Raw genomic sequence first — 25,582 nt, 5'->3', positions numbered from 1 at the left:
GTCAATTTGCCAACGTAGCATAATGGTAAATAGGCTGGCAATTGGACTTGTTATTTATTTGATTGTGCCTTAGTATTTATTTCATGCCTTTAATTTCATCGAATAATTCTATAGCTGCATTTCTTGGCCCATTTTTTTCTTGCCCTTTTACACCTAAACAAGTTCTAATTTGTCCAACTTTCACTTGTCCATTTTCAAACATTATCTTAAAATATTTTTCTATAAGAATATTTGTTTCATCCTGCTTTTGCGCTGGCCCAAATGGATTTGCAAAAAATGACTCTACTAACCCCTTCTCCGTTGTTGTTCCCTTCGCCATTCTAGCACCTGCTTTAAATACTTTAATTGCTTCCTCTGGAGTTTTAAAGTAATCTAAATACTTTTCTCCTTCATTAACGCCGTCGTAGTTATTAGCATAGAAGAAAAAGTCTATTGGATGTCCCTTTGATATTTCCTTATATGATGCTACTGGTACTACAAGTCTAGCGTTGACCTTATCAGGATTCATAAATATACTTCTATCCATTTCTTTAAAGGCGTATCCTTGATCTAAGTCATCTAATCGGACAAATGCACCAATCTCAGTTCCATATCCATTAATTAATCCATCCTCTATTTTAAAAGTTCCCATATCATCAAAGATAATAGTCATATCTGAAATATAATCTTCGCTTAAACTACGAAAAGCTTCTAAACTTTCAGATTTACCAGCTCCGCTATCTCCCATGATAACAACATTAGCTTCATCTCCGCTTTTTAAAATAATATTCACCATTGAACCATGTATTGGCAAATATCCTCTCTTTATCATTATTAAGTTGTATAATGTTAATGTCATCTTCTTTATATACCCAAAATAATCTATCTTTTCTGAATGATTTACATATCCAAGCATTATATCATTTTGAACATCATCAAAGAACACTGTTTTTAGATCTTCATCGTTATCTTTAGCTCCAAACACATAAATAATATCAGGCTTTCTTCCCCTTGTTTCTTCACTTCTAGCCATCTCGAACAGATTACATAAAGTTATTCCATGTTCCATAAAATCTCTATGGAAATAAATGAAAGTAAGTAACCCGCCTATCTTAGCTGGATAACAAAACCAATGTTCTTTATTTATTTGTGCATACTTTAATGGGTTATATTTTATCTCTGTGAACATTCCATCTCTTGTATTCTTTTTAGGATAAGTTATAAATGGTGTTTCTAAAAGTATATGATCAATAAATGGTACTTCCTCTAAAGCTTCATATCCATTTGGTCTTACCCATTCCATTTCATGAATCATTATGCAGGCATTTCCACCAGCTGGTATTTGTCTATAAACTTTTGGCTGATATCCTGCAACATGCTGTTCAATTTTTCTGTACAAACTTAGAATTAATGTAGAAAAGTTAGCATTTGCTTCTGTAAAACTAACTGCTGCAAGGCCTTGTTGAACCTTATATCTATGAACTATTGTATATCTTTCAAGCTTTCTCCAAAATAAATAGAAATCTTCTATAAATACTACAAACTTGTCCCTATCTTCCAATAATTTCGAATATGAGTCACTAATCTCCATAATTTCCTCAACACTCATAACTGTTAAATATTTTATTACTACAGTTAAATCTCTCCTAATGTCTATAAGACTATCTGTATCTAATGTCTTACTTAAATATCTGTATGCTACTGAATTTTTCTTTTTAGCTCTTCTTAGATAAACCTCTAAAATTCGTCTAAATCCATCACTTTCTAGTATAGCCTCAAAGCTATTACAGTACTTTGCTGTAAAGTTTATCATCACTTTGTCATTACTCATAGAAAATTCTTTCTTCATTTCATGGCCCCCCATATGAATTTTTTCATATTTAAATATTGCATTTTTCTTTTCAAATTCCACATATTGAAATAATTATATCATACTTTTTGCAATATTCAACCTTTGCATTTTTCATTTTAAAGTTTTTTTCATCTATAAATCATTCGAGTTCATAAGAAATTTCTTAAATTAAAATTCAACAAAGTTAATTCCTCCACCCCTATCTGACTATGCTATAAAAAAGCTCAAAAAGCTCATTATATGAATATTATATCGTCTTTTTACAATTATGTTCGTGTTTTATTTTAACTTTTTATTTTTCTTTTGCTTGCATTTAGAATAATTTTGTTTCCATTACATTTCCTTAAATGGTAGAATTATATTAAAACTATATAATCAAGGAGACAACTTTTTTATGAACAAAAATAAGTATAATATTAAAAAATATTTATTAACTTTTCTTGCAATTCTATTATTTTCATTTTCCATAGTAAGTTGTGGCCTTACAAAATCCAATTCAAATAAAGCTAATAACGCTGATACAAACAAAATACTTGTTCATTATATAGATGTAGGCCAAGGTGATTGCATTCTCGTTCAAGTGAATAACAAAAATCTTTTAATAGATTCTGGACCTAAATCTGATAGAAGAAAACTTTTTAACTATTTATCAGGGCTAAATTTAAATAAATTAGATTATGTAATTGCAACTCATCCACATGAAGATCATATTGGTAATATGGATGATATAATAAAAACTTATAGTATAGGAACTTTCTATGCTCCAAAAGTTGAATCCACTACAAAAAGCTTTGAGGACATGGCAGATGCTTTAAAAGATAAAAATTTAAAGGTACATGTATTGAAAAATAATAGTAATTCTATTGACTTAGGTGAAAATACTAAAGTAAATGTCTTCTCTCCTAATAAGGATTTTTATGATAATTTAAACAACTACTCTCCTGTAATAAAAATTCAATATGGTAACACTTCTTTTTTATTTACTGGTGACGCCGAAAAGGAAGTAGAAAAAGAAATTCTTAATAATAATGAAGATATCAGTGCAGATGTGCTTAAAGTGGGACATCACGGATCCTCAACTTCTACTAGTAAAGACTTTCTAAAAAAAGTTAATCCTTCAATAGCAGTTATATCTGTAGGTAAAGGCAATATATACAATCATCCTGATGCTATTACTACAAAATTATTGGATGAGAGCAATATAAAAACTTATAGAACAGATAAAGATGGAACCATCGTCATTTGCTCAGACGGCTCTAACATATCAAAAAAATAGATCAACACAGAAAGGGATGCTTTATTATATTAAAAGCATCCTAGCTGTTATTAAAGCATTAAAATAGACCCCAAAAACTTGGAGTCATTTAAAAATCAGAAATAAAATTTAATTATTTCTAAATTATTTATTTCTATCTTATTTATTTTGCAGTCATTAATTAGAATTATTACTCAATGAATTTTCTTGAATATCATCCGCTTCTTCTAGATTTTCTAAATCTTCAACTTCATCTTCAGCGATAGCTTCTTCGATGATATCTTCATAAATATATTTTTTCCAGTTTACATATATATAATATAAATTTATGACATCCTGCTCATTATACAGAAGAATTTTTTCAATTTTCTCTTCTGGCATTCTTTTGAAATAGCTTTTATCTTTCATAACTTTGTGAAAAGTTTTAGCTAAATTAGATCCGCTGATTACCTCTCCCTCTCTTACAATATCAAAAACTTTTTCTAACTTTTTAAGCCCAATAGACAATTTTTTATTCTTTTCATATTCTTTTTGAATATCAATCGAATCAAATTCTTCACTAAAATTATAATATATATTATTTTCTTTGAAAAGATAATTAATAACTGAAAAATCATTATTCCCTGAAAAAGTGATAATGGCCTTTTTTCCTTTTTGTTTCATCTTTATAAAATATTCTTTAGCGAGATACAATATATGTGTCGCCTCATCTCTATCTTCAATCATATATTGGGTTACTAGAATATTATTATTTTTCTTATCATACTCACACGCCCCAAATACTCCAATACACTTAGGCTTCTTATATACATAATGCTCTAAATCAAAGAAGATAATTTCTTCTGGTGTATATTCTTTATCTAGAGACTTCATCATAAATTCTTCACTATATTCTTCAACCTTCACCTTATTTTCACGAATAATCACAGTATCACTCTTTTCTATAAGAATTGTATATCCTCAATGTCCAAATTGTATATTACATCCTTTCTTTCAACAACAACATTCACTCTTTTTATTAATTCTCGATCTTTCAATACTTTTTGCAAAAGTTCTTTAGTTGGATTCATACAATAAGGATGTTTTACATTTTTAAACATAGTATAATCGCCTGCTGTATCTCCATATGCATAACTATCGTTTAAATCTATATCATACTTTTTAACAAATTCATTTATCGCCTTCGATTTACTTTTACTATCCCACATTGGTGTAACTTGCCCTGTATATACATTTTTATCATCTATAATATATTTTGCACCTATATAATCTGTAAAGCCATATTTCTTGGCCATCTCTCCAACAAGTTCTGAAGGCGATCCAGATATTATAATTAGAGTATGGTTATTAGCTTGATGCCACTTTATTCTGTCCCTCGTAAAAGTATATACTCTATCGCCCTTTTGTTCTACAACTTTCTTAGCTATATATTCCATTTGATACTTCTGTAATCCTTTAATTGACTCAATATATATATCAATCATTTTCAACAGATATTGATCATAATCACCTTGCCTCTTATCCCACTTCATAAAGTAAGGCCTTAAATCATTATACCATCTTTCTGAACCTATAATTTCATATTTAACCATCTTTTTAAATACTTCTGTTATTAGTCCTTCTCTGTATAAAGTTCCATCTAAATCAAAAAACGCACCTATATTTGCCATTAACTCACATCCTTTTATACTTATTTATTATACTTTATTTTTTCATTTCAGAAAAGCTTATAAAATCTATCTGATTAATTTAAATATATATGTTGCAATTCACAATGCACATTTCACGATTCACAATCACGACGGAAATTCTTGCAATATTTTTTGAATTATGATAAAGAATTATTTTTGAAATATATCATATAAATTGTATAAGTAAAAACACTACCAAATATATTTATTATTGATAGTGTCGTTAAAATTTATCCATGACTATTCTATAAAAGTTAGAATTTCATCTATATTCTTTCTCACTTTTTTTCTTATATTATCATTTTCTGGATATCCAACAGCCACTACTAATCTAATTCGCTTTAATTTATTTATATTTAAAAGTTTCTTTAGTTCTTTTTCATTAAACCAACCTAAAATACAAGTACCTAAATTTTGTTCTGTTGCCGCTAAACATATATGCTCAGTTGCAATCCCAATATCAACAGATCTATAATCCTGCTGTTTAATTAATGCTCCAGCTCGTGAAGTTAAATTTCCACTTTCCTCCACCACTATTATAAAAGCTGGACATTCTGTAGTAAATTTATTCATAACTGCATCCTGTAAGCATTCTGAAACCTTAGGCACTAGCTCTTTATTATTAACTACTACAAAATGCCATGGTTGGCTATTACATGCTGATGGAGCTAATCTGGCAGCCTCAATACATTTTACTAACTTTTCTTTTTCAACAGGTTTATTTAAATACTTTCTACAACTTTGACGTTCATTTAATAAATCAATAAATTCCTTCATAAAACTTCTCCTAAATTCTTTATAATCTTTTATAAATCAATTTCTCCAAGACTTTCTTTCTTAACTAATCCTGGATTCTTTTTTCTAAACTCCTCTACTGTTTTCTCATAATATATTTTTATGGTTGCCATTGTAGGTGATCCTAGAAGCATTCCAAAAGGTCCCCAAAAGCCACCGCCTATTGCAACTCCTAATATTATCCCTAATGGACTGACTCCAACCTTTTTTCCTATAAGCTTAGGATCAAGGTACCAAGCATCAAAAAGATGAATACAAAGTAAAAGTATAAACACCATAAAAGCCTTCATAGGTGAAACAAATATTGCAACTCCTGCACCGACTACTTCACCAATGAGTGGTCCAAAATAAGGAATCATATTAGTAATCCCTTCTATCAGGGCTATTAGTGGTGCATAGGGTTCCCCAACAATTAATAGACCTATAAGTGATATAAAACCTATTATTGCTGAATCAATTGCTTTTATCCCTATATAAACTCCTATCATTTTATTATAGGTTCTAATAAATGTAACTAACTTATTCCCCTTTTCTTCATTAAAAATCATATATATTATGGTTCTAGCACGTTTTAACAACTTTTCTTTATCCATTAAAACATAAATTGAAATTAAAAAGCCAAAAATCACACTAACTAAATTTGATGTAAATGATAATAAGTACATAATAAAATTTTGTAGTAGTCCTATGGTTACACTTCCTATCTGGCTTGACATTTCCTGTAGCTTATTTAAAAGTCCTGCTTGTACAATCAGTGTCTTTATTCTTTCATTTTGAAGAAGAGTATTGATCCACTTTTGTATAATTTCCACATAGGCCGGCATTTCTTTAGTTATATTTACTATACTGTCTACTATACTTGGTATCGTAAAAAATAATATTATAATAATTAAAGCTATAATTATAAAATATGTAATCAATATCGATATTGCTCTTTTAGTTTTGAAATTATTTTCAAAAAAACTTACTACTGGATTTAATATATAAGCACAAATAATAGCATATATAAAAGGCAACATAATAGATAAAACTTTTCTGCCTATATCAAAGAAAAAATTATAATTATCTATAAGTTTGTATCCAATTACACCTATTAAAGCAAATATTAAGATATCCCTATATTTAATATTTCTATTTATAAACAATTCATTCCACACCCTCTCCATGCTTTTTTCAATTATACCATATATCACTTTTTTAAGGCATATACAAAGAAATTAATGAGTCAAAAAATAGAGGGTTGCTACATAAGACACCCCTCTATTTCAAAAAATTATAATAAATTTAATATTAAATAACTACATTTTTTCTACTACATCTATTCCAAGTAACTCTAATCCATTTTTTATTACTTGTAAACTTGCTTTAACTAAGTTTAATCTTGTAGCTTTTAAATCCTCATCTTCTAAGTTCAATACTGAATGCGCATTATAGAATTTATTAAATCCTTTTGCAACTTCAATTACGTATCTTGTTAATATTGAAGGTTCTAACTTATCTAAGGCTAAAGTTATTACGCTATTAAAGTTAGCTATACTCTTAACTAACTCAAATTCTTCTTTTGAAGATAATTTACTATAGTCAACAGTTCCAGTACATTCTTTACCTCTGTTTAATATACTATTTCCTCTTGCATATGAATATTGAACATATGGGCCAGTTTCTCCATCAAATGATAATATTTCCTTCCAATCAAAAACAATATCTTTTTCTCTTGAGTTTTTAAGATAAGTAAAGATTACCGCTCCGACACCAATTTTCTTTGCAACTTCCTCTTTATTTTCAAGTTCTGGATTTTTTTCATTTATAACTTCCATTGTCTTCTCTACAGCTTCACGAAGTAAATCATCAAGTAAAACAATCGATCCATTTCTAGTTGAAAGTTTTCTATCTGCAAATTTAACTAACCCAAAGCCTACATGAACACAGTCTTTAGACCATTCATGTCCTGCAAGTTCTAACACTTTAAATACTTGTTTGAAGTGAAGTGCTTGAGGAGTTCCAACTACATAAACACATTTATGAAAATCATAAGTTTTCTTTCTATACATAGCAGCTGCTAAGTCTCTTGTAGCATATATCGATGCCCCATCACCTTTAAGTACTATACAAGGTGGCATATTATATTCTTCAAGCATTACAACTTGAGCCCCATTACTTTCTACAAGAAGTCCTTTTTCTTTCAATTCATCAACAACAACATCCATCTTATCATTATAAAATGCTTCTCCAGCTAATGAATCAAATTTAACTCCTAAAATGTTATAAACTCTTTCAAATTCTTTTAAGCTCAACTCTCTAAATCTAGTCCAAAGTGCTGTTGCTTTTTCATCACCAGTCTCTAGTGCCTTAAAGTTTGCTCTTGCTTCATCTTCTAATGAAGGATCTTTTTCAGCCTCTTCGTGGAATTTAACATATATTCTAAGTAATTCATCAATTGGAGCCTTTTCTAATGCCTCTTCGTCTACCCATCTATCATACGCACTTATAAGCTTACCAAATTGAGTTCCCCAATCTCCCAAGTGATTCAATCCTACAGTATTATATCCTTCCTTCTTAAACATCTTATATAAAGAATTACCTATAGCTGTAGTGAATAAGTGACCAACATGAAAAGGTTTTGCTATATTAGGCGAAGAATATTCAACGCAAACTGTTTTCCCTTCCCCTATATTTGATGCTCCATAATTTTCTCCATCTGCTAAAACCTTTTTGATCGTATTTTCTGCAAATACTCCTTTATCAACGAAGAAGTTAACATATGGCCCTAAATTCTCAATTCTTTCAAATCCATCAGTTGACATAGAATTCTTCAATTCTTCTGCTATCATATTTGGAGCTTTTCTCATAACCTTTGACAATTGGAAACATGGAAATGCATAATCTCCCATTTCTGGCTTTGGCGGTATTTCAATCAATTTTTCAATAGCTTCAATTTCTAATTCCACATGTTTTTTTATTAGTTCTGCAACTTTACTTTTATAATCCATAATATCCTCCTTATATTTAGACAAACTCTTCATAAATTAAATAGCTTTATAATTTGTAAGAATGTATTTCTTTATTCTTCCTCAAAATTTAATTTTCTTAGTCAGTATTTCTCATAATAAATGCACAAATTTAACTTCGATATAGATTCCTAAAGAACAAAAAAAATCCGCCTCTTAAATAAAAAGAGACGAATTATCCGCGGTACCACTCTTATTGTATTTTATATAAATAAAATACCTCTCAACTTTTAACGCAATTTAACTTGCGACCAGCCCTACTAAAGGTTTAAAAATAATAATTAATATATCATACCAGCTATATTAGATTATTATCTTTTTAACTACTTATTTCAGGTGATTTCTCCAAGGCTCTTTTCACTTAATCTATCCATAGGGCTTACACCATCTCCCTATTCGCTAAAGGAATTAATTAAACTACTTTCCTCTTCTTAGAATTTTTCAATATTAATGATAATAAATTATACAAATTATCTTAAATTTTGTCAACTTTATTTTTAAAATAGGAAACGTGTTATTAAATTAGTAATTCCTAAAAGCATATTACGTATAACGCCGGCTGGTATAGAAATTATTCTTCCTCCAACAAAGATTAACGCTAACATAATGAACATTTGATATTGATAAAATTTTTCTTCAAATCTATAGAACGTATTTGGACTTAAATCTCTTAAAAGACTAAAGCCATCTAGTCCTGGTATTGGTATTAAATTAAATAATCCTATATTTACATTAATAACAAGCGTCATATATATCATTCGCTCTAAAACACCAGCTAATGCATCTGGTAAAAATCTATATGCAAAACTATAATAAAGTCCCAAAACTATTGAAGTTGCTATGGCAACTAAAAAATTTGCAATTGGTCCAGCTAAACTTACTTTCAAGTCATCTTTATAATAGTTTTTATATGCCGATGGATTAGTTTGTACTGGCTTTGCCCATCCAAAGCTAAAGATAAGTACAGCCACAAATCCTATAGGATCAATATGCGCAATTGGATTTAAAGTCAATCTTCCTTGAAACCTTGGTGTCTTATCTCCCATTCTATCTGCTATTAATGCATGTGCATATTCATGAAATGTAAAAGCGATAAGCATCCCTGGAATCATTAAAATCATATTAAGTACTGAATTCATGTTTTCCTCCTTTTTCGATATGTATGTTTTATATTATATCATACTTAGAACAAATCCTATTAAAAGAACATATATATTTCAACTAAATAATATTACTCTGTTCTTATAGACTTATTCATTTTTGCCACCTAATAATTTAAGATAAATTTTTATAAATCAAACTTTTTAGGTATATATATTCTTTATCTTCCTTACGCTATTATAGTGTCTTAAATGTTTATATAAAATGTATATATTGATTACTATTTATTCCCAACATTATATCATAAAAGATTACTATCAACAATGTAAATGCACTCATTAGTTTATATCAGAACATTGTTCTATATGTTGTACTAATAAACCTACATTTAAAATTTTAGTAAAACAAATGCTCAATTAAGACAAAAGGTAGAAACTCAGTTACAACATATACATTATAAGATCTAATTTAATAAAGAGTGTTTAATTTCAATTTAATTAAACACTCTTTATTTACAATCTTTATTTACTATTATTTAAACTTTTATAAACTAATTTTCCGCTATTATCTTCAGTCGCTATGAAATCTTCTTTAATCTGAACAAGTTTTCCTTCATATTCAACTTCTTTTCCTGTACTTAAATTCTTAACACTACCTTTAAGATTATCATTGACTAGTATTTCACTTTTATTACTAAAATACAAGTCATTAGCACTTACAACCGAATCAAGTGTTGCCTTTTTCCAATTTGCTGTATCTTCATCAACTTTTCCATAAGTGATACTGGTAATTTTATCACCGTTAAGCTCACCAATATAAATCACATCATTTCTGTCGATTCCAAGAAGCGTCAGATTTTTATTACCACTAAATGTTAATTGCTTATTAGGACTCGTAACAAAAAATTTACTATTCAACTTATCTTCATATATTAATCTATCGTTGTGGGGAACTACTTGCATATTTCCTAAGACATTAGTCTTAAGTTGCACTTTACTCATATCATTATTTATATCAATTCTATAAACTATACTCTTTAATCCACCTTTATAAATATCTACATAATACACATTTGTAAATATAGATGCACTTATCTTACTAACTTCCATATCATCTTCAGCTGAGCATATTTCTTTAACTAAAGACTCTGTTGAATTCTTTACATTATAAGTTATAATTTGAACTTTAGATTCGCCCTCTTTTTTGGCTTTCTCTGCTATTACTAATATGTCTCTTTCTTGAAGCCAATCACAATACATAATAGTTCCTTTGCTTTCTGTTGTGACCTTATTACTCGTACCTGTAGCAGTGTCCTCCAAATATAACTCTTCATCTAATTTATATATTAAATACTTACCATCATATGATATGCTAACATCCTTAGCTTTACTTGGAATACTAGCCTTAATATCTTTTGTAATATCTTTCTTCTGAACTTCTATTTTATTACTTTTAAATTCTGACGTATGCTTAAAAATAAAATTTTCTAAAATATATAAGCCAGAAATTTGTAATAGTATAGATAACAATGCCCATGCAGTTATCTTCTTAAACATCTTCATAATTCTACCTCACCTTCTGTTTATTTAACAATAACTGCTGTTGGAATAGTTCTTTCTCCCATACTATTTGATGGTTTATTTCTAACTTCTCCATAGTAATACAATGTTGTCGATTTTCCACCATCCAAGTTCATTGCATTCCATGCACCTAGCTGATGCATAATCTCTTGTAATTCCTTTAATGTTGCTCCTATGCTTCCAATTTCTCTACCATCTATAACTAGGAGAATTATTGAGCCATCCTTCATTTGTCCTATAGCAGTTTTAGGGGCTGTCCCAAATCCTCCATCACCGTTTATCTTTACCATATTTCCATTAATTATTAATGCCGGACCAAAACTTAAAGCTTCCTGAATTCCAAGCTCTTTAAGTTTGTCTACTGTATAATCACCTACAACCATTACTCCATTTTTATCTATCCCAAAAGTTGTTGTTGGGTTATCTCCTACATCATTAACTTTCACTTCACCACCAGTCATTACAATTCCTGATGCCAATCCACCATTTCCTGTCCACTGAGCAGCAGAGGATTGATCCGTAAATGCTCCACCATTAATGGCAGCTATAGCATCATTGTTTTCAGCAATTGTTGATGTAGTCTCACCTTCAACTCCCAATTTAGAACTTACTCCAATTTTAACTCTTGTTGGGTCCTTTACCACTAAATAATAACCAGTATACTTAGAATTTTCTATATCATGAAGTTCTATAGTATCATCTTTAACCTTTGGAACTTTAATATCAGATATATTAGTAGTTTCACTAGTTTCTTCAGTTGAGTTTTCTCCCATAATTTCAGCTATTTTTTTATCTGATAAGAACCATGTAGCCAGATATTGATGACTCATTGAAGTCATTGCTGCTCCAACATATTGGCTTTTCGCATTATCAAATGGTCCATATAAAAGTAAAAATGGGAATGTACATCCAGTAAAAAATAATTCAAATGCAAAAAATATAGCTAATGTCTTAAATGAAATCTTATTTACTCTTTTCTTGCTTTTTTTTACCTTAGATTTCTTATTTATATTCTTATTTTTTCTATTTATATCCATTTTATTATCCTCTCTAAAAATGCATTTTAGTTGCATTTATAAAAATTACACCAGACCTAATTATATAATATTTTCAATTAGATTACAATAATTTCATTTTTCCAGCATTTTATTCTATTTGGTACTTGGATTTTGCTTTTAAATACTCACATTATGTTATAATTAGTCTTAGGAGGTATATATAAATGGAAGATAAAATTTTAAATGAATTAAAAAAATCTCAAGATTATGTTTCTGGCGAATACCTAAGTTCTACTTTAAATGTTTCACGAACTGCTATATGGAAACATATAAAAAACTTAAAATTAAAAGGCTATATAATAGAAGGAATTTCTAATAAGGGATACAAATTACTTAATTCTCCTGATTTATTAAATGAAAATGAAATTCTACCTTTATTAAAAACATCTGCTATTGGAAAAAGCATAGTTTACTTTGATGAAATAGATTCTACAAATATTAAAGCAAAAGAGCTTGCACAGAAAGAAATCGAACACGGTACTATAGTAATTGCAGAAAAGCAAACTTTAGGAAGTGGTCGCTTCAATAGGAAATGGGTTTCTCCAAATGGCGGTCTTTGGTTTTCATTAATATTAAGACCTAAACTTCCTCCAACGGAAGCTCCTAAAATAACTCAAATTGCTGCTGCTTCTGTATATAAGACACTAAGTAATTTAGGTATTAATTCAACCATTAAATGGCCTAATGATATACTTTTGAATGAAAAAAAGTTTTGTGGAATCCTAGCTGAAATGAAATGTGACATGGATAGTGTTCATTATTTAGTTTTGGGCGTAGGGATGAATATTAATATAGATGAAAGTGACTTTGATGATAGTATAAAAGCAATTGCCACTTCACTAAAAATTGAATATGATAAAGATTTCAAAAGAAGTGAGATACTTTCAGCCTTCTTAAATAATTTCGAAGTATTATACAATAACTTCATAAATAAATTAGATCTTTCCGAGACAATTTCAATCTGCCGAGATCATTCCAACATTTTAGGTCGAAAGGCAAAATTAATCACATATAATAATGAAGAAATTGTTACCTGTGTTTCTGTTTCTGATAACGGCGACCTTATGGTCATAGATAGCAACGGAAATGAAAAAGCTGTAATTACTGGAGAGATTAGTTTTAATGGAATGAATTAAAAAACAGTATTGCGAAACACTCAAAATGATGAGATAAGCAATCGAAAGAGAATACATATATGTTCCACATGACTAGAAAAATTTCGTTGGATATATCTAAATAGAAAGTTGCACCATTTCTTCATGCTCCTGCGACAAGCGCAGGACAAGCAAAAATGGAACAACTTCCCATTAAGATATAAGCAACTTATTTTTCAATGCCTGCTTCACATATATGTATTCTCTTTCTTTGTTTTGCTATCATTTTGAGTATTTCAAATATTATAAATTTATGATGATAGTTATAAGAAAAAGTCACAGACGAATGTGTAGTGGTATCTTTTACCAGCTACTTTTTCAAATATATGTGAGAAAAACTTAGGAATCAATATAGACTCTAAAATATTTAAGTCAATTATTAGATGGGATATTGCTAAATGCAGAAATATAAAAATACTTGCATAAATATGAATTTGATTTAGGTTTACTACTAAATAAAGAAAGAGAATATATGCTTTTGTGCAGTGTTCATTAGAAAATCTTGCCGGCCGTGATTCTTAGATTAGAAGTTGTTGTTCCAAATATGCTAGTTCAAAACTTGCTTTTGAGGCTAGCATTTTGGGCACAACTTCAATTCTTAGAATCACCCGGTAAAATCTTCAGAGAACCAGAACAAACGCATATATTCCCTTTCGAGAGTTTAGCAGCAAACTTAGACCCTACTCATAGTGCAAGTATTTTTATATTTCGTTTAGTACACAATACATTTAGTTAATTCTAGTTATTTATTCACAACTTTTTCAATATGTCCTTTTAGAACACTTGCTGATTCTTTTAACTTTTTCAATTCTTCGTCATTTAGAACAGGGTTTACAATTCTTACAACACCCTTACTATTTAAAATTGTTGGGACTGCTAAGTAAACATCTTCTATTCCATACTCTCCCTGCATCAAACATGATACAGTTAAAATAGTATTTTCGTCTCTTAATATAGCTTCTACTATTGTATTTACTGCTAATGCTACAGCAAAATAAGTAGCATTTTTCCTGCTTATTATTTCATAAGCTGCATTTTTAACATCGCTTTCTATTACTGATTTTACATCATCATCCCACTCTAAATTGAACTTTTTAGCATATTCTTCAAAAGTTTCTCCAGCTATGCTTGCAGTACTCCAGCTAACAACTTCGCTATCACCATGTTCTCCTAAAACATATGCATGGATATTATTATTATTTACATTAAAGTATTTACCAATAACGTATTTTAATCTTGACGTATCTAATACAGTTCCTGATGCTATTACTCTTTCCCTAGGGAATCCAGATAACTTATAAGTTATATATGCAAGCACATCACATGGATTTGATACTACTAACAAAATAGCATTTGGGCTTGCTGCTGCTATTTGTGGAACAAAGCTCTTAAATATATTGTAATTTTTTTCAATAAGATCTAGTCTAGTTTCCCCTTCTTTTTGAGCTGCACCAGCTGTAATTATAACTATATCTGAATCTCTAGTTTCTTCAATACTTCCTGCATAAATGCTAACAGGCTTTACAAAAGAAGTACCATGAACTAAATCCATAACTTCTCCCATTGCTTTATCCATATTTATATCAAATAAACATATTTCTGTAGCTACTCCACTATTCATTAATGCATATGCTGTTGTTGCACCTACAAAACCTGCACCAATCACAGATATTTTACGTTTTCTTTCTACCATTATATATTCCTCCTAATTAATACAATATTAATTTTATTCTTTCCAGATAACAAATTTATTATTTGCTCATAAAAAGTTTCATCTTAAATTATTATCCAACAATTTTATTAATTAATAATCATTCTTATCTGATTATACCTTATTTGAATTTTTTCGTAAATACTATATAATTAAATTTAGCAACTTAATAATGAATTTATTAGTAAGCATATAGACGTAATTATTTTTAAATGTTTTACGCAGAAGATGGAGGTACACTTTAATGAAATTATTATTTTTTGATACAGAAACCACTAGTATAAAACCGGGCAGCATATGTCAGTTAAGTTACATAACTGTTGATGCTAGTACAAAACCTCAGATAACTACTGGTAAAAATTTCTTTTTTACAGTCGACGAGATGGACCCTTCTGCCCAAGAAATTCATGGTTTTTCTTTAGAGAAGCTTTATGAATTATCTAATGGACAATATTTTGAGGATTTAGTACCTGAATTTCTTAATGATTTTATGACTGCTGATTTTCTAATCGGTCATAATGTTAATTTTGATGTTAGATTTTTAAAACATGAACTATTATCTTTAGGAGAGGATTTTTACCCAAAAAATGTTTTCTGCACTATGGCTTACTATAGAGATATATGTAAGATTCCAAAAGCCAATGGAGAAATCAAAAATCCAAAATTATCTGAAGTGATAGATTGGTTAAATATTTCAAGCGAGCAAATTGTTGAAACATCCGAAAAATTATTTGAAGGTAGTGGAAATTATCATGATGCCAGATTTGATACAGCTGCAACATATTTAACTGTTATCGAAGGATTAAAGAAAGGCTACTTTCCAAAAGGGTATTTTTCAAATCTTCTAGCTAAGAACTCAAACGGCTTAAAATAAAATATAATTTTTATTAATTAACACCTCAATAAAAATATCATATAATATACTATAACTTGTGGTTTTTACTCTATCTATTCTTTATGGTATCTAGAATTTTAGATTTAGACAGTTTTAAAATTTATTCTTGTCTTGTTTAATTTATAAATGAGGTGATAAAATGAAAAAATATGTTTGTGAAGTATGCGGATATATTTATGATCCAGAACTTGGAGATCCTGATGGTGGAATTGCTCCACATGTAGATTTTAATGATTTGCCTGATTATTGGGTATGTCCAATTTGCGCTTTTAACAAAGATAATTTTTCTGTACTAGAATAACACATTATAAAAATTATATTTAACTCATCTCGTAAAAATTAGTATACTTAAAGAAAACTTAAATTAATATTTTCATATGAAATCAAAAAGACTATATGGACTGGAATATTATGTCCTATAGTCTTTTTATATTTGTAATTAATTTATTAGCTTCAAGCCATTTATATTTTCTTAAAATTTTTGTGCATTTAAATTCATCAAAACTTTACTATAAACACAATAATTTTATTTTACTAAATACTTTCATGGAATGTTCTGCTTATAACTTCTAATTGCTGTTCTTTTGATAATCTACTGAAGTTAACAGCATACCCTGAAACTCTGATTGTAAGTGTTGGGTATTTATCGGGATTTTCCATAGCATCTATCAATGTTTGTCTATTAAGAACATTAACATTTAAGTGATGAGCTCCTTGAGTGAAATATCCATCTAATATTGCAACTAGGTTATTAATCTTTTGATCTTCATTTTTTCCAAGTGCATCTGGAACGATTGAGAATGTATTCGATACACCGTCTTGGCAAATTTCATTATATGGTATTTTAGCTACTGAGTTAAGTGATGCTAATGCTCCATTAATATCTCTTCCATGCATTGGATTTGCTCCTGGTGCTAAAGGTTCACCTTTCTTTCTTCCATCCGGAGTTGTCCCTGTCTTCTTACCATACATTACATTTGATGTGATTGTTAGCGCTGATAATGTATGTTTTGCATCTCTGTATAGTGGATGTTTCTTAAGCTCTCCAGAGAATTTAGTTACTAATTCTACGCCTAAATCATCTGCTCTATCATCATCATTTCCGTATTTAGGGAAATCTCCTTCAACTTCAAAATCTACAGTTATACCTTCTTCATTTCTAATTGGTTTAACTTTTGCATATTTTATAGCTGATAATGAATCTATTGCTACTGATAGACCTGCAATACCAAATGCCATTAATCTTTCTACTGCTGTATCATGAAGAGCCATTTGACTTGCTTCATAAGCGTATTTATCATGCATAAAGTGGATTATGTTCATTGTATCTACATAAACTTTTGCTACATACTCTAATACTTTGAAGTAATTTGCTTTTACTTTATCAAAATTAAGAATTTCTTCATCTGTAAGCTTTTCAATTCCTGGCACTACCTTAATACCTTTTAATTCATCTACTCCACCATTTATGGCATATAAAAGTGATTTAGCTATATTTGCTCTAGCTCCAAAGAATTGCATTTGTTTACCAACCTTCATAGCTGATACGCAGCAAGCTATTGCATAATCATCACCATAAACCGGTCTCATAACTTCATCATTTTCATATTGAATAGAGTCTGTTTTTATTGAGATTTCTGCACAATATTTCTTAAAGCTTTCAGGTAGTTTATCTGACCATAAAACTGTTAAGTTTGGCTCTGCTGATGTTCCAAGATTAATTAAAGTATGAAGATATCTAAATGAATTCTTAGTTACAAGCGGCTTGCCATTAATACCTACACCACCAATTGATTCAGTTACCCAAGTTGGATCCCCTCCGAATAACTCATTGTATTCTGGAGTTCTTAAGTGTCTTACCAATCTTAACTTTATAATTAATTGATCAACTATTTCTTGAGCTTCCTTTTCTGTAATTAACCCTGCTTCTAAATCTCTTTCAATATAAATATCTAAGAAAGTTGAAGTTCTTCCAAAGGATGTTGCAGCTCCATTGTTTTCCTTAATTCCTGCTAAGTATCCAAAGTATAAGTGTTGTGCTGCTTCTTTTGCATTTGATGCTGGCTTAGATATATCAATTCCATATTTCGCTGCCATTGATTTTACTTCACCTAAAGCTCTAATCTGCATTGAAACTTCTTCTCTTTTTCTTACTAATTCATCAAGCATATCACCGTTTAGATTATCAAGATCCTTTTTCTTTTCTTCTATTAAGTACTCTATACCATAAAGAGCTACTCTTCTATAATCACCTATTATTCTTCCTCTACCGTATGCATCTGGTAGGCCTGTTAATAATCCAGCACTTCTCGCTGCTCTTATTTCTTTTGTATACGCATCAAAAACACCTTCGTTGTGAGTCTTTCTGTATTTTGAAAAATTCTTATTAATTTCTGGATCAAGTTCATATCCATATTCCTTTAATGAACTTTGAACCATTCTCATTCCACCAAATGGATTTACTATTCTCTTAAGTGGTGCATCTGTTTGAAGTCCAACTATAACTTCGTTATCTCTATCTATATACCCAGGATCATAATTATCTATCCCTGATACTCTATCTGTAGCAACATCAATTATTCCCTTTTTTACTTCCTCAACTATTAAGGCATAAGCTTTGTCCCAGACTTTGCTTGTCCTTTCTGTTTTCTCTTCTAAGAAATTTCCATCACCCTCGTATAATTTATAATTTTTTTGTATAAAGTTTCTTACATCAATACCCTCTTGCCATGTTCCGTTTTTGAATCCTTCCCATTGTTTAAACATAATTTTTCCTCCCTAAGATAAATTTAGTTTTATAATTTTTTCCATATAAAAAAGCCGACGCAATCCAGGCTTTTTTTGCCCAGACGGTCGGCTTTTTGTGGCATATAAGATAATATGCCTAGTCATACTTCATGTGGTAACTCCACTTCCGTCAGTCATATGACTAATATCTAATATAAGAATAATACCAAACCATTTGGTTTGTCAACAAGAATAATTTTACACTTATTATTGTTAAGTATAATCGAGAAATAACGTGTCCATCTGCGAAACTTATTTTCCATTATGCTTCTATCAGCAGATTACACTAATAGACTAGCTATAAGCCCGATTTGCTTCTTTACCTAATGAAAAATAATCATAGAATTTTGGGCTCATTATTTTATTTCATAATGCATTAAGTTAATTTTGATACTAAATTTAAAATTCCCATTCAATCATCTTATTTGTCATAAGAATAATCTCCAAATATCTCTTTTTGATATTTTTTAATTAATTCCTTATCCATGGCTTTTACATTTTCAAGAGGATATTTAATCCCTAGTCCTTCATACTTATTTGTACCTAATAAATGATATGGAAGTAATTCTACTTTTTCAACATTAGGTATCTCATCGATGTATTTTTTAAGTTCCTTTAAATGTTCTATATCATCTGTTAATCCCGGAACCACAACATGCCTTATCCACATCTTTGTATTATTTCTCTTCATCGATTCTAAAAATTCCAACGATTCATCTATATTCATTAGTGTTACATTTTTGTATCCCTCTGGTGTGAAATGTTTTATATCAAATAAAACTAAGTCTGTATATTTTAATATTTCATCATAATCACCAAATCCATAACCTGCTGTATCAATACAAGTATTAATTCCTTTACTTTTGCATAGTTTAAGAGTTTCTAGTAGAAATTCTGGCTGCCTTAAAGGCTCTCCACCTGAAAACGTTACTCCTCCACCACTACTTGCAAAATAAGTTTTAAATCTTTCAATCTTCTTAACTAACTCCTCTGGCGTATATTCTTCTCCACCATTGGCAGCCCAAGTATCAGGATTATGACAATACTTACATCTTAATGCACAACCTTGTAAAAATACTACTACTCTAATTCCTGGTCCGTCCACAAGACCCATACTCTCTATTGAATGAACATTACCTTTTACCATTTGTTACACCCCCTATACTTTATTATACTTCAAATTAATATACATAAGTTCTAAATAATATAATTCATCCTCTATAAAATTATTGGGGAACATTATCTAGTATTTTAAGAGAACGCTTATTGAATTAATATTCCTAGAATATATATTAATTTATTATTCCCTTAAATAAGCTTATTAATATTTAAGAGAATTGTATATGGCACACCATATCATTACTTAATACTATCTAAGTGTATTGTTTCTTCATCATAAGGCAAAAGAAGGGAAAGTTCACCTTCCCCTTCTTCCAAAAATTTATTTATTTTATAGTAATACTTAACTAATATACATTACTGTACTTCTCATTAGATGCTCTCATGGAATGTTCTGCTTATAACTTCTAATTGTTGTTCTTTTGATAATCTACTGAAGTTAACAGCATACCCTGAAACTCTGATTGTAAGTGTTGGATACTTATCTGGATTTTCCATTGCATCTATCAATGTTTGTCTATTAAGAACATTAACATTTAAGTGATGAGCCCCTTGAGTGAAATATCCATCTAATATTGCAACTAGGTTAGTTATCTTTTGATTCTCATCTTTTCCAAGTGCATCTGGAACTATTGAGAATGTATTAGATACACCGTCTTGGCAAATTTCATTATATGGTATTTTAGCTACTGAGTTAAGTGATGCTAATGCTCCATTAATATCTCTTCCATGCATTGGATTTGCTCCTGGAGCAAGTGGTTCACCTTTCTTTCTTCCATCTGGAGTTGTCCCTGTTTTCTTACCATACATTACATTTGATGTGATTGTTAGCGCTGATAATGTATGTTTTGCATCTCTGTATAGTGGATGTTTCTTAAGCTCATTTGAGAATTTAGTTACTAATTCTACGCCTAAATCATCTGCTCTATCATCATCATTTCCGTATTTAGGGAAATCTCCTTCAACTTCAAAATCAACAGTTATACCATCTTCATTTCTAATTGGTTTAACTTTTGCATATTTTATAGCTGACAATGAATCTATCGCTACTGAAAGTCCTGCAATACCAAATGCCATTAATCTTTCTACCGCTGTATCATGTAGTGCCATTTGGCCTGCTTCATAAGCATATTTATCATGCATAAAGTGAATTATGTTCATTGTATCTACATAAACTTTTGCTACATATTCTAATACTTTGAAGTAATTTGACTTTACTTTATTAAAATCAAGAATTTCTTCGTCTGTAAGTTTTTCAATTCCTGGTACTACCTTAATACCTTTTAATTCATCTACTCCACCATTTATAGCATATAAAAGTGATTTAGCTATATTTGCTCTAGCTCCAAAGAATTGCATTTGTTTACCAACCTTCATAGCTGATACGCAGCAAGCTATTGCATAATCATCACCATAAATCGGTCTCATAACTTCATCATTTTCATATTGAATAGAGTCTGTTTTTATTGAGATTTCTGCACAATATTTCTTAAAGCTTTCTGGAAGCTTATCTGACCATAAAACTGTTAAGTTTGGCTCTGCTGATGTTCCAAGATTAATTAAGGTATGAAGATATCTAAATGAATTCTTAGTTACAAGCGGCTTGCCATTAATACCTACACCACCAATTGATTCAGTTACCCAAGTTGGGTCCCCACCAAATAATTCATTATATTCTGGAGTTCTTAAGTGTCTAACTAATCTTAACTTTATAATTAGTTGGTCAACAATTTCTTGAGCTTCTTTTTCTGTAATTAATCCTGCTTCTAAATCTCTTTCAATATAAATATCTAAGAAGGTTGAAGTTCTTCCAAATGATGTTGCAGCTCCATTGTTTTCCTTAATTCCTGCTAAGTATCCAAAGTATAAATGTTGTGCTGCTTCTCTTGCATTTGATGCCGGCTTAGATATATCAATTCCATATTTTGCTGCCATTGATTTTACTTCGCCTAAAGCTCTGATCTGCATTGAAACTTCTTCTCTTTTTCTTACTAACTCATCAAGCATATCACCATTTAGATTATCAAGATCCCTTTTCTTTTCTTCTATTAGGTAATCTATACCATAAAGAGCTACTCTTCTATAATCGCCAATTATTCTTCCTCTACCATAAGCATCTGGAAGACCTGTTAATAATCCCGCACTTCGGGCAAGCCTTATTTCTTTTGTATACGCATCAAATACACCTTCGTTGTGAGTCTTTCTGTACTTAGGAAAATATTCTTCGATATTTTTATCTAACTCATATCCATATTCTTTTAAAGAGCTTTGAACCATTCTCATTCCACCAAATGGATTTACTATTCTCTTAAGTGGTGCATCTGTTTGAAGTCCAACTATAACTTCGTTATCTTTATCTATATATCCAGGTTCATAGTTATCTATTCCTGATACTCTATCAGTCGCTACATCTATAATTCCTTTTTTAACTTCTTCTACTATTAATTCATAAGCTCTCGCCCATACTTTACTTGTTTTTTCAGTTTTATCTTCTAGGAAAGTTGAATCTCCTTCATATAACTTATAATTTTTTTGTATAAAGTTTCTTACGTCAATACTCTCTTGCCATGTTCCGTTTTTAAATCCATCCCATTGTTTAAACATTAGTTTTCCTCCTTTATACTTTTGATTAAAAACTTTGTTAATTTTTAATCAATTAATTCATACCATTATTGTATACTTTAATTAAATGCATGTCAATGATATCTTTTATCAATTAGTAATTAGTTTCACTTTTTTGTTAATAAATCTATCAGACTTTCATAAGATAATATTTCTATAAGTTCGCGAAATAAATTTTCCCCTTAACTTGTCACTTATTGCTAATTAAGATATTATCTTTAATTTATAAAAAATATTATTAATAAATAAATCAAGTTATTGATTTATTTATCTCTAGATTACTAACTGCAAATATTATAACCTTTACCATTTCTTAAATTTATAATATTTTTCTTTCAGTGTATAAATCAATTTATATTGACATATTAGTATTATCAGAAAACGTTTTAAACATAATGTTATTTACATTTATAATTTTTAAATATTCTTCAATCTTTTAAAATCCATTTTTGAATTTCATATTTTAGATTCATAAGCTTATAAAACTATACCAAAAAGTTTTATTTGTCAACTTTTTTTAGAATTTATAACATAAATTTAACATTCATACAAAATAATTGACACAAAATAATGGTATAATTTTGTTACAATATTGTTTATACATAATTCAAAGGGGAGAAAACATATGCAAAGGAATGCTAAACTATCTTTATTTTCTTTTTTAGCAATAGCTCTATCTGTCTTTATATTATATCAAGTTCTTTCTTATTTTAATTTTTTTAGAAAGAATCTAACTATTATTAATAAAACATTATACTCAAGTATGCTACCAGAGGAAAAATTTAAAAGTACATATACACCCAAAATTAAATTTTCGGACAAACCTGTAACAAAAGTAAATGATGTAACCCTAAATATTTTGAACACAGGAAATCTGACTAATGTTCCAATACTGCTAAAAGCCCAAAGGTATTATATACCTCTAACTTTTATTTGCAGTAAACTCAATTATACCTTAGATACTTCTAATAATTCCATATCAATATATAATGATAGTAATAAAATTTTCTTAAATGAAACCACTTATGAAAAGAATTCTAGAAAAGGTAATCTTCGTGGTAATTTACTTAACAATAATAGTAGCTATTATATTTCAATTTCAGATATAGAAGAAATTTTTGATTTATTTGCCGTATTTGACTTTCAAAACAAAAAAATAAACCTAATACCTAACGATGTAAAGGAACCAGAAGATTCAGCTATACTATATAGCGATAAAATTGGTTTAATACGTTTTGAAGATTTTGGTTGCGGTTATACAAATGTTGTAGATAAAAATCAAACCAAAATAAAGATAATGGCTAATTTGCTATTTTCCCAAGGACTGAAATTTCATATTTCATGGATACCTAGATTTGTAGTTCCTTCAGCAAATTTTGATAATGATTTGTTGACGAATGATAACATTGTAAATGTAGGATTTGTAGATGTATTAGATTATGCTCTTAATAAAGGTGGAGAAATAGGTTTACACGGATATACTCATCAATCTGGTAATGACTCAAGCGGAACTGGTGAAGAAATGTCTAAAGACGTAAATAGTACAGAAGCTGAGACTAGAGCAGTGATAGAAAAAGGTATAGATACTGCAAGTGCTCTAAATATTCCTATCTCGTATTACGAAAGCCCTCATTACAGAGATACTGAGCAACAAAAGAAAATAATTAGTGAATATTTTCAGTTCATATACGAGCCATATGATTATACAAAAAAGAACATATATAAGCCAGATGATTCTCACTTATTTGTTCCAACTCCATTAGGTCGTATAGCTGATCCATCAACAGATACGACTCGTATGGTAAATACGATTAATGAAGGAGATGATGATACGCTTAATAGCTTTTATTATCATCCATCTATAGAAATAGATTATATAAACTTTAACCTAAATGGAAACAAACTTAACGTGAATTATGATACACGTTCACCTTTGCAACAAATAGTAAAGGCACTTAAAGATAATGATTATACTACTGTTCATATTGATAATCTTATAAATAAGTAGTAAAAAAGGCTTGCCACGCATATGACAAGCCTTTTATTTTTCAAATATTTTCGTAACATCACTTAATATTGCAAAATTAGTAAAATCAAAATGAAGCGGTGTTAATGTAACATATCCTTGAGATAGATAATATAAATCACTTTCTTCTTCCTCTATAGCATTTCTTGTTCCTTTTGTTGTATACAAGTCACCTTCTTCATTACTTTCTAAAAGTATATATTCTGTTTTATATGTGGACCTTCCAATCTTACAGACTTTGATGCCCTTTATATCTCTTTCATTAAAATTTGGAATATTAAGATTTAATACCACATCACTTTTTAAGTATTCTTCCTTTGCTATATTTAAAACTTTTATCGCCCATTTAACAGCCTTAGAATAATCCTCATTATCTTTCCCATATTCAACATCCATTGAAACCGCAATTGATGGAATTCCATATATAGTTCCTTCTATTGCTGCCGATACCGTACCTGAGTATAAAATATCAGTTCCTACATTTGGCCCCTTATTTATGCCAGATATTACAAGTTCTATATTCTCTTTCAAAAAGGATAACCCAACTTGAGTACAATCAGCAGGCGTTCCTGAAACACTATAAGCCTTACAATCTAAGCCTTCAATGAATTCTTCTTTAATTTTAATCGGACTATGAATAGATATTGAATGACTAGACGCACTTTTTTGATCCTTGGGCGCAACAATTGTAACCTTATGCTCCTTAGAAATTTCCTTTGCTAAAGCAATTATTCCTGGTGCATTTATTCCATCGTCGTTAGTAATTAAAATATTCATATTTCCTCCTTACAACTGTATTTTGTTTATAACTTAATGTAACGCAATGAATAACCGAAATATAAAAACACTTGCAGTCTTATGAACATTTAAATTTCCTGCTAAACAACCGAAATGGAATATATGTGTTTGCTCCGGTTCTCTGAAGATTTTACTGGGTAATTCAAACAAT

19 protein-coding genes, 1 riboswitch and 1 other annotated feature are annotated in these 25,582 nt (G+C 29.6%); of the genes, 5 read left to right on the top strand and 14 right to left on the bottom strand.

From position 1 onward, the window contains the following. Positions 1 to 76 precede the first annotated feature (76 nt). Positions 77 to 1,828 (bottom strand): phosphoenolpyruvate carboxykinase, encoded by a 1,752-nt coding sequence (locus L1S46_RS06040; protein ID WP_238860626.1) that lies wholly within the window; start codon positions 1,826 to 1,828, stop codon positions 77 to 79. 397 nt (positions 1,829 to 2,225) lie between these two features. Between L1S46_RS06040 and L1S46_RS06035 the strand changes: the two genes are divergently transcribed. Next, the gene (locus L1S46_RS06035; protein WP_238860628.1) at positions 2,226 to 3,107 is read left to right on the top strand and encodes a ComEC/Rec2 family competence protein; all 882 of its coding nucleotides are present in this window, start codon (positions 2,226 to 2,228) and stop codon (positions 3,105 to 3,107) included. 156 nt (positions 3,108 to 3,263) lie between these two features. Here L1S46_RS06035 and L1S46_RS06030 read toward each other — a convergent pair whose 3' ends face one another. The 8 genes from L1S46_RS06030 to L1S46_RS05995 form a co-directional block, all read right to left on the bottom strand. Then, entirely contained in the window at positions 3,264 to 4,013 is a 750-nt protein-coding gene (locus L1S46_RS06030) for a ribonuclease H-like domain-containing protein (protein ID WP_238860630.1), read from the bottom strand. A gap of 14 nt (positions 4,014 to 4,027) precedes the next feature. Continuing rightward, complete coding sequence (locus tag L1S46_RS06025) at positions 4,028 to 4,756, bottom strand: HAD-IB family hydrolase (RefSeq protein ID WP_011968365.1); 729 nt, start codon at positions 4,754 to 4,756, stop codon at positions 4,028 to 4,030. A gap of 261 nt (positions 4,757 to 5,017) precedes the next feature. After that, positions 5,018 to 5,554 carry a nitroreductase family protein gene (locus L1S46_RS06020; protein WP_011968364.1) on the bottom strand — a complete coding sequence of 179 codons (537 nt, stop codon included), beginning with the start codon at positions 5,552 to 5,554 and terminating at the stop codon, positions 5,018 to 5,020. Positions 5,555 to 5,583: 29 nt separating this feature from the next. Beyond that, positions 5,584 to 6,717, bottom strand: a complete 1,134-nt coding sequence (locus L1S46_RS06015; protein ID WP_238899512.1) for an AI-2E family transporter — start codon at positions 6,715 to 6,717, stop codon at positions 5,584 to 5,586. A 153-nt stretch (positions 6,718 to 6,870) separates the two neighbouring features. Further along, complete coding sequence (gene argS, locus L1S46_RS06010; RefSeq protein WP_023973482.1) at positions 6,871 to 8,562, bottom strand: arginine--tRNA ligase; 1,692 nt, start codon at positions 8,560 to 8,562, stop codon at positions 6,871 to 6,873. Between the two features lie 181 nt (positions 8,563 to 8,743). Then, positions 8,744 to 9,022 (bottom strand) — a binding site (T-box leader). A gap of 55 nt (positions 9,023 to 9,077) precedes the next feature. Beyond that, positions 9,078 to 9,719, bottom strand: coding sequence for a site-2 protease family protein (locus L1S46_RS06005; RefSeq protein ID WP_011968361.1), 642 nt, complete (start codon positions 9,717 to 9,719; stop codon positions 9,078 to 9,080). Positions 9,720 to 10,202: 483 nt separating this feature from the next. Continuing rightward, a complete protein-coding gene (locus L1S46_RS06000) occupies positions 10,203 to 11,243 on the bottom strand; it encodes a dipeptidyl-peptidase IV (RefSeq protein ID WP_238860635.1) in 1,041 nt (346 codons plus the stop codon). Positions 11,244 to 11,263: 20 nt separating this feature from the next. Beyond that, on the bottom strand, positions 11,264 to 12,298 hold the full coding sequence (locus tag L1S46_RS05995; RefSeq protein WP_173706932.1) for a phosphodiester glycosidase family protein: 1,035 nt from the start codon (positions 12,296 to 12,298) through the stop codon (positions 11,264 to 11,266). A gap of 185 nt (positions 12,299 to 12,483) precedes the next feature. Between L1S46_RS05995 and L1S46_RS05990 the strand changes: the two genes are divergently transcribed. Then, positions 12,484 to 13,455: a biotin--[acetyl-CoA-carboxylase] ligase gene (locus tag L1S46_RS05990; protein ID WP_238899511.1), complete on the top strand. Its 972-nt coding sequence runs from the start codon at positions 12,484 to 12,486 to the stop codon at positions 13,453 to 13,455. Positions 13,456 to 14,215: 760 nt separating this feature from the next. Here L1S46_RS05990 and L1S46_RS05985 read toward each other — a convergent pair. Next, positions 14,216 to 15,166 (bottom strand): L-lactate dehydrogenase, encoded by a 951-nt coding sequence (locus L1S46_RS05985; protein WP_077304893.1) that lies wholly within the window; start codon positions 15,164 to 15,166, stop codon positions 14,216 to 14,218. Positions 15,167 to 15,428: 262 nt separating this feature from the next. Between L1S46_RS05985 and L1S46_RS05980 the strand changes: the two genes are divergently transcribed. Both L1S46_RS05980 and L1S46_RS05975 read left to right on the top strand, forming a co-directional pair. Then, entirely contained in the window at positions 15,429 to 16,058 is a 630-nt protein-coding gene (locus L1S46_RS05980; protein ID WP_077304890.1) for a 3'-5' exonuclease, read from the top strand. A gap of 160 nt (positions 16,059 to 16,218) precedes the next feature. Continuing rightward, positions 16,219 to 16,380 carry a rubredoxin gene (locus L1S46_RS05975; RefSeq protein WP_011968355.1) on the top strand — a complete coding sequence of 54 codons (162 nt, stop codon included), beginning with the start codon at positions 16,219 to 16,221 and terminating at the stop codon, positions 16,378 to 16,380. Positions 16,381 to 16,613: 233 nt separating this feature from the next. On the opposite strand, the gene pflB (L1S46_RS05970) is transcribed toward L1S46_RS05975, so the two are convergent. The 3 genes from pflB (L1S46_RS05970) to pflB (L1S46_RS05960) form a co-directional block, all read right to left on the bottom strand. Continuing rightward, positions 16,614 to 18,845 carry a formate C-acetyltransferase gene (gene pflB, locus L1S46_RS05970; protein WP_238899510.1) on the bottom strand — a complete coding sequence of 744 codons (2,232 nt, stop codon included), beginning with the start codon at positions 18,843 to 18,845 and terminating at the stop codon, positions 16,614 to 16,616. 70 nt (positions 18,846 to 18,915) lie between these two features. After that, positions 18,916 to 19,014, bottom strand: a riboswitch (ZMP/ZTP riboswitch). A gap of 273 nt (positions 19,015 to 19,287) precedes the next feature. Continuing rightward, positions 19,288 to 20,013, bottom strand: coding sequence for a pyruvate formate-lyase-activating protein (gene pflA / locus L1S46_RS05965; RefSeq protein ID WP_238899509.1), 726 nt, complete (start codon positions 20,011 to 20,013; stop codon positions 19,288 to 19,290). A 344-nt stretch (positions 20,014 to 20,357) separates the two neighbouring features. Beyond that, positions 20,358 to 22,589 (bottom strand): formate C-acetyltransferase, encoded by a 2,232-nt coding sequence (gene pflB, locus L1S46_RS05960; protein WP_238899508.1) that lies wholly within the window; start codon positions 22,587 to 22,589, stop codon positions 20,358 to 20,360. Between the two features lie 643 nt (positions 22,590 to 23,232). Here pflB (L1S46_RS05960) and L1S46_RS05955 point away from each other — a divergent pair. Continuing rightward, positions 23,233 to 24,615: a DUF2334 domain-containing protein gene (locus tag L1S46_RS05955; protein ID WP_238899507.1), complete on the top strand. Its 1,383-nt coding sequence runs from the start codon at positions 23,233 to 23,235 to the stop codon at positions 24,613 to 24,615. 33 nt (positions 24,616 to 24,648) lie between these two features. On the opposite strand, the gene surE is transcribed toward L1S46_RS05955, so the two are convergent. Beyond that, positions 24,649 to 25,410 (bottom strand): 5'/3'-nucleotidase SurE, encoded by a 762-nt coding sequence (gene surE, locus L1S46_RS05950; RefSeq protein ID WP_238860645.1) that lies wholly within the window; start codon positions 25,408 to 25,410, stop codon positions 24,649 to 24,651. Positions 25,411 to 25,582: the final 172 nt, after the last annotated feature.

Source organism: Clostridium sp. YIM B02500, from assembly GCF_022324665.1.
In the GTDB taxonomy this organism is placed as follows: Bacteria; Bacillota; Clostridia; order Clostridiales; family Clostridiaceae; genus Clostridium; species Clostridium beijerinckii.
Note: the sequence above shows the minus strand (reverse complement) of the source record. Positions and strands in the feature narration are given on the sequence as shown.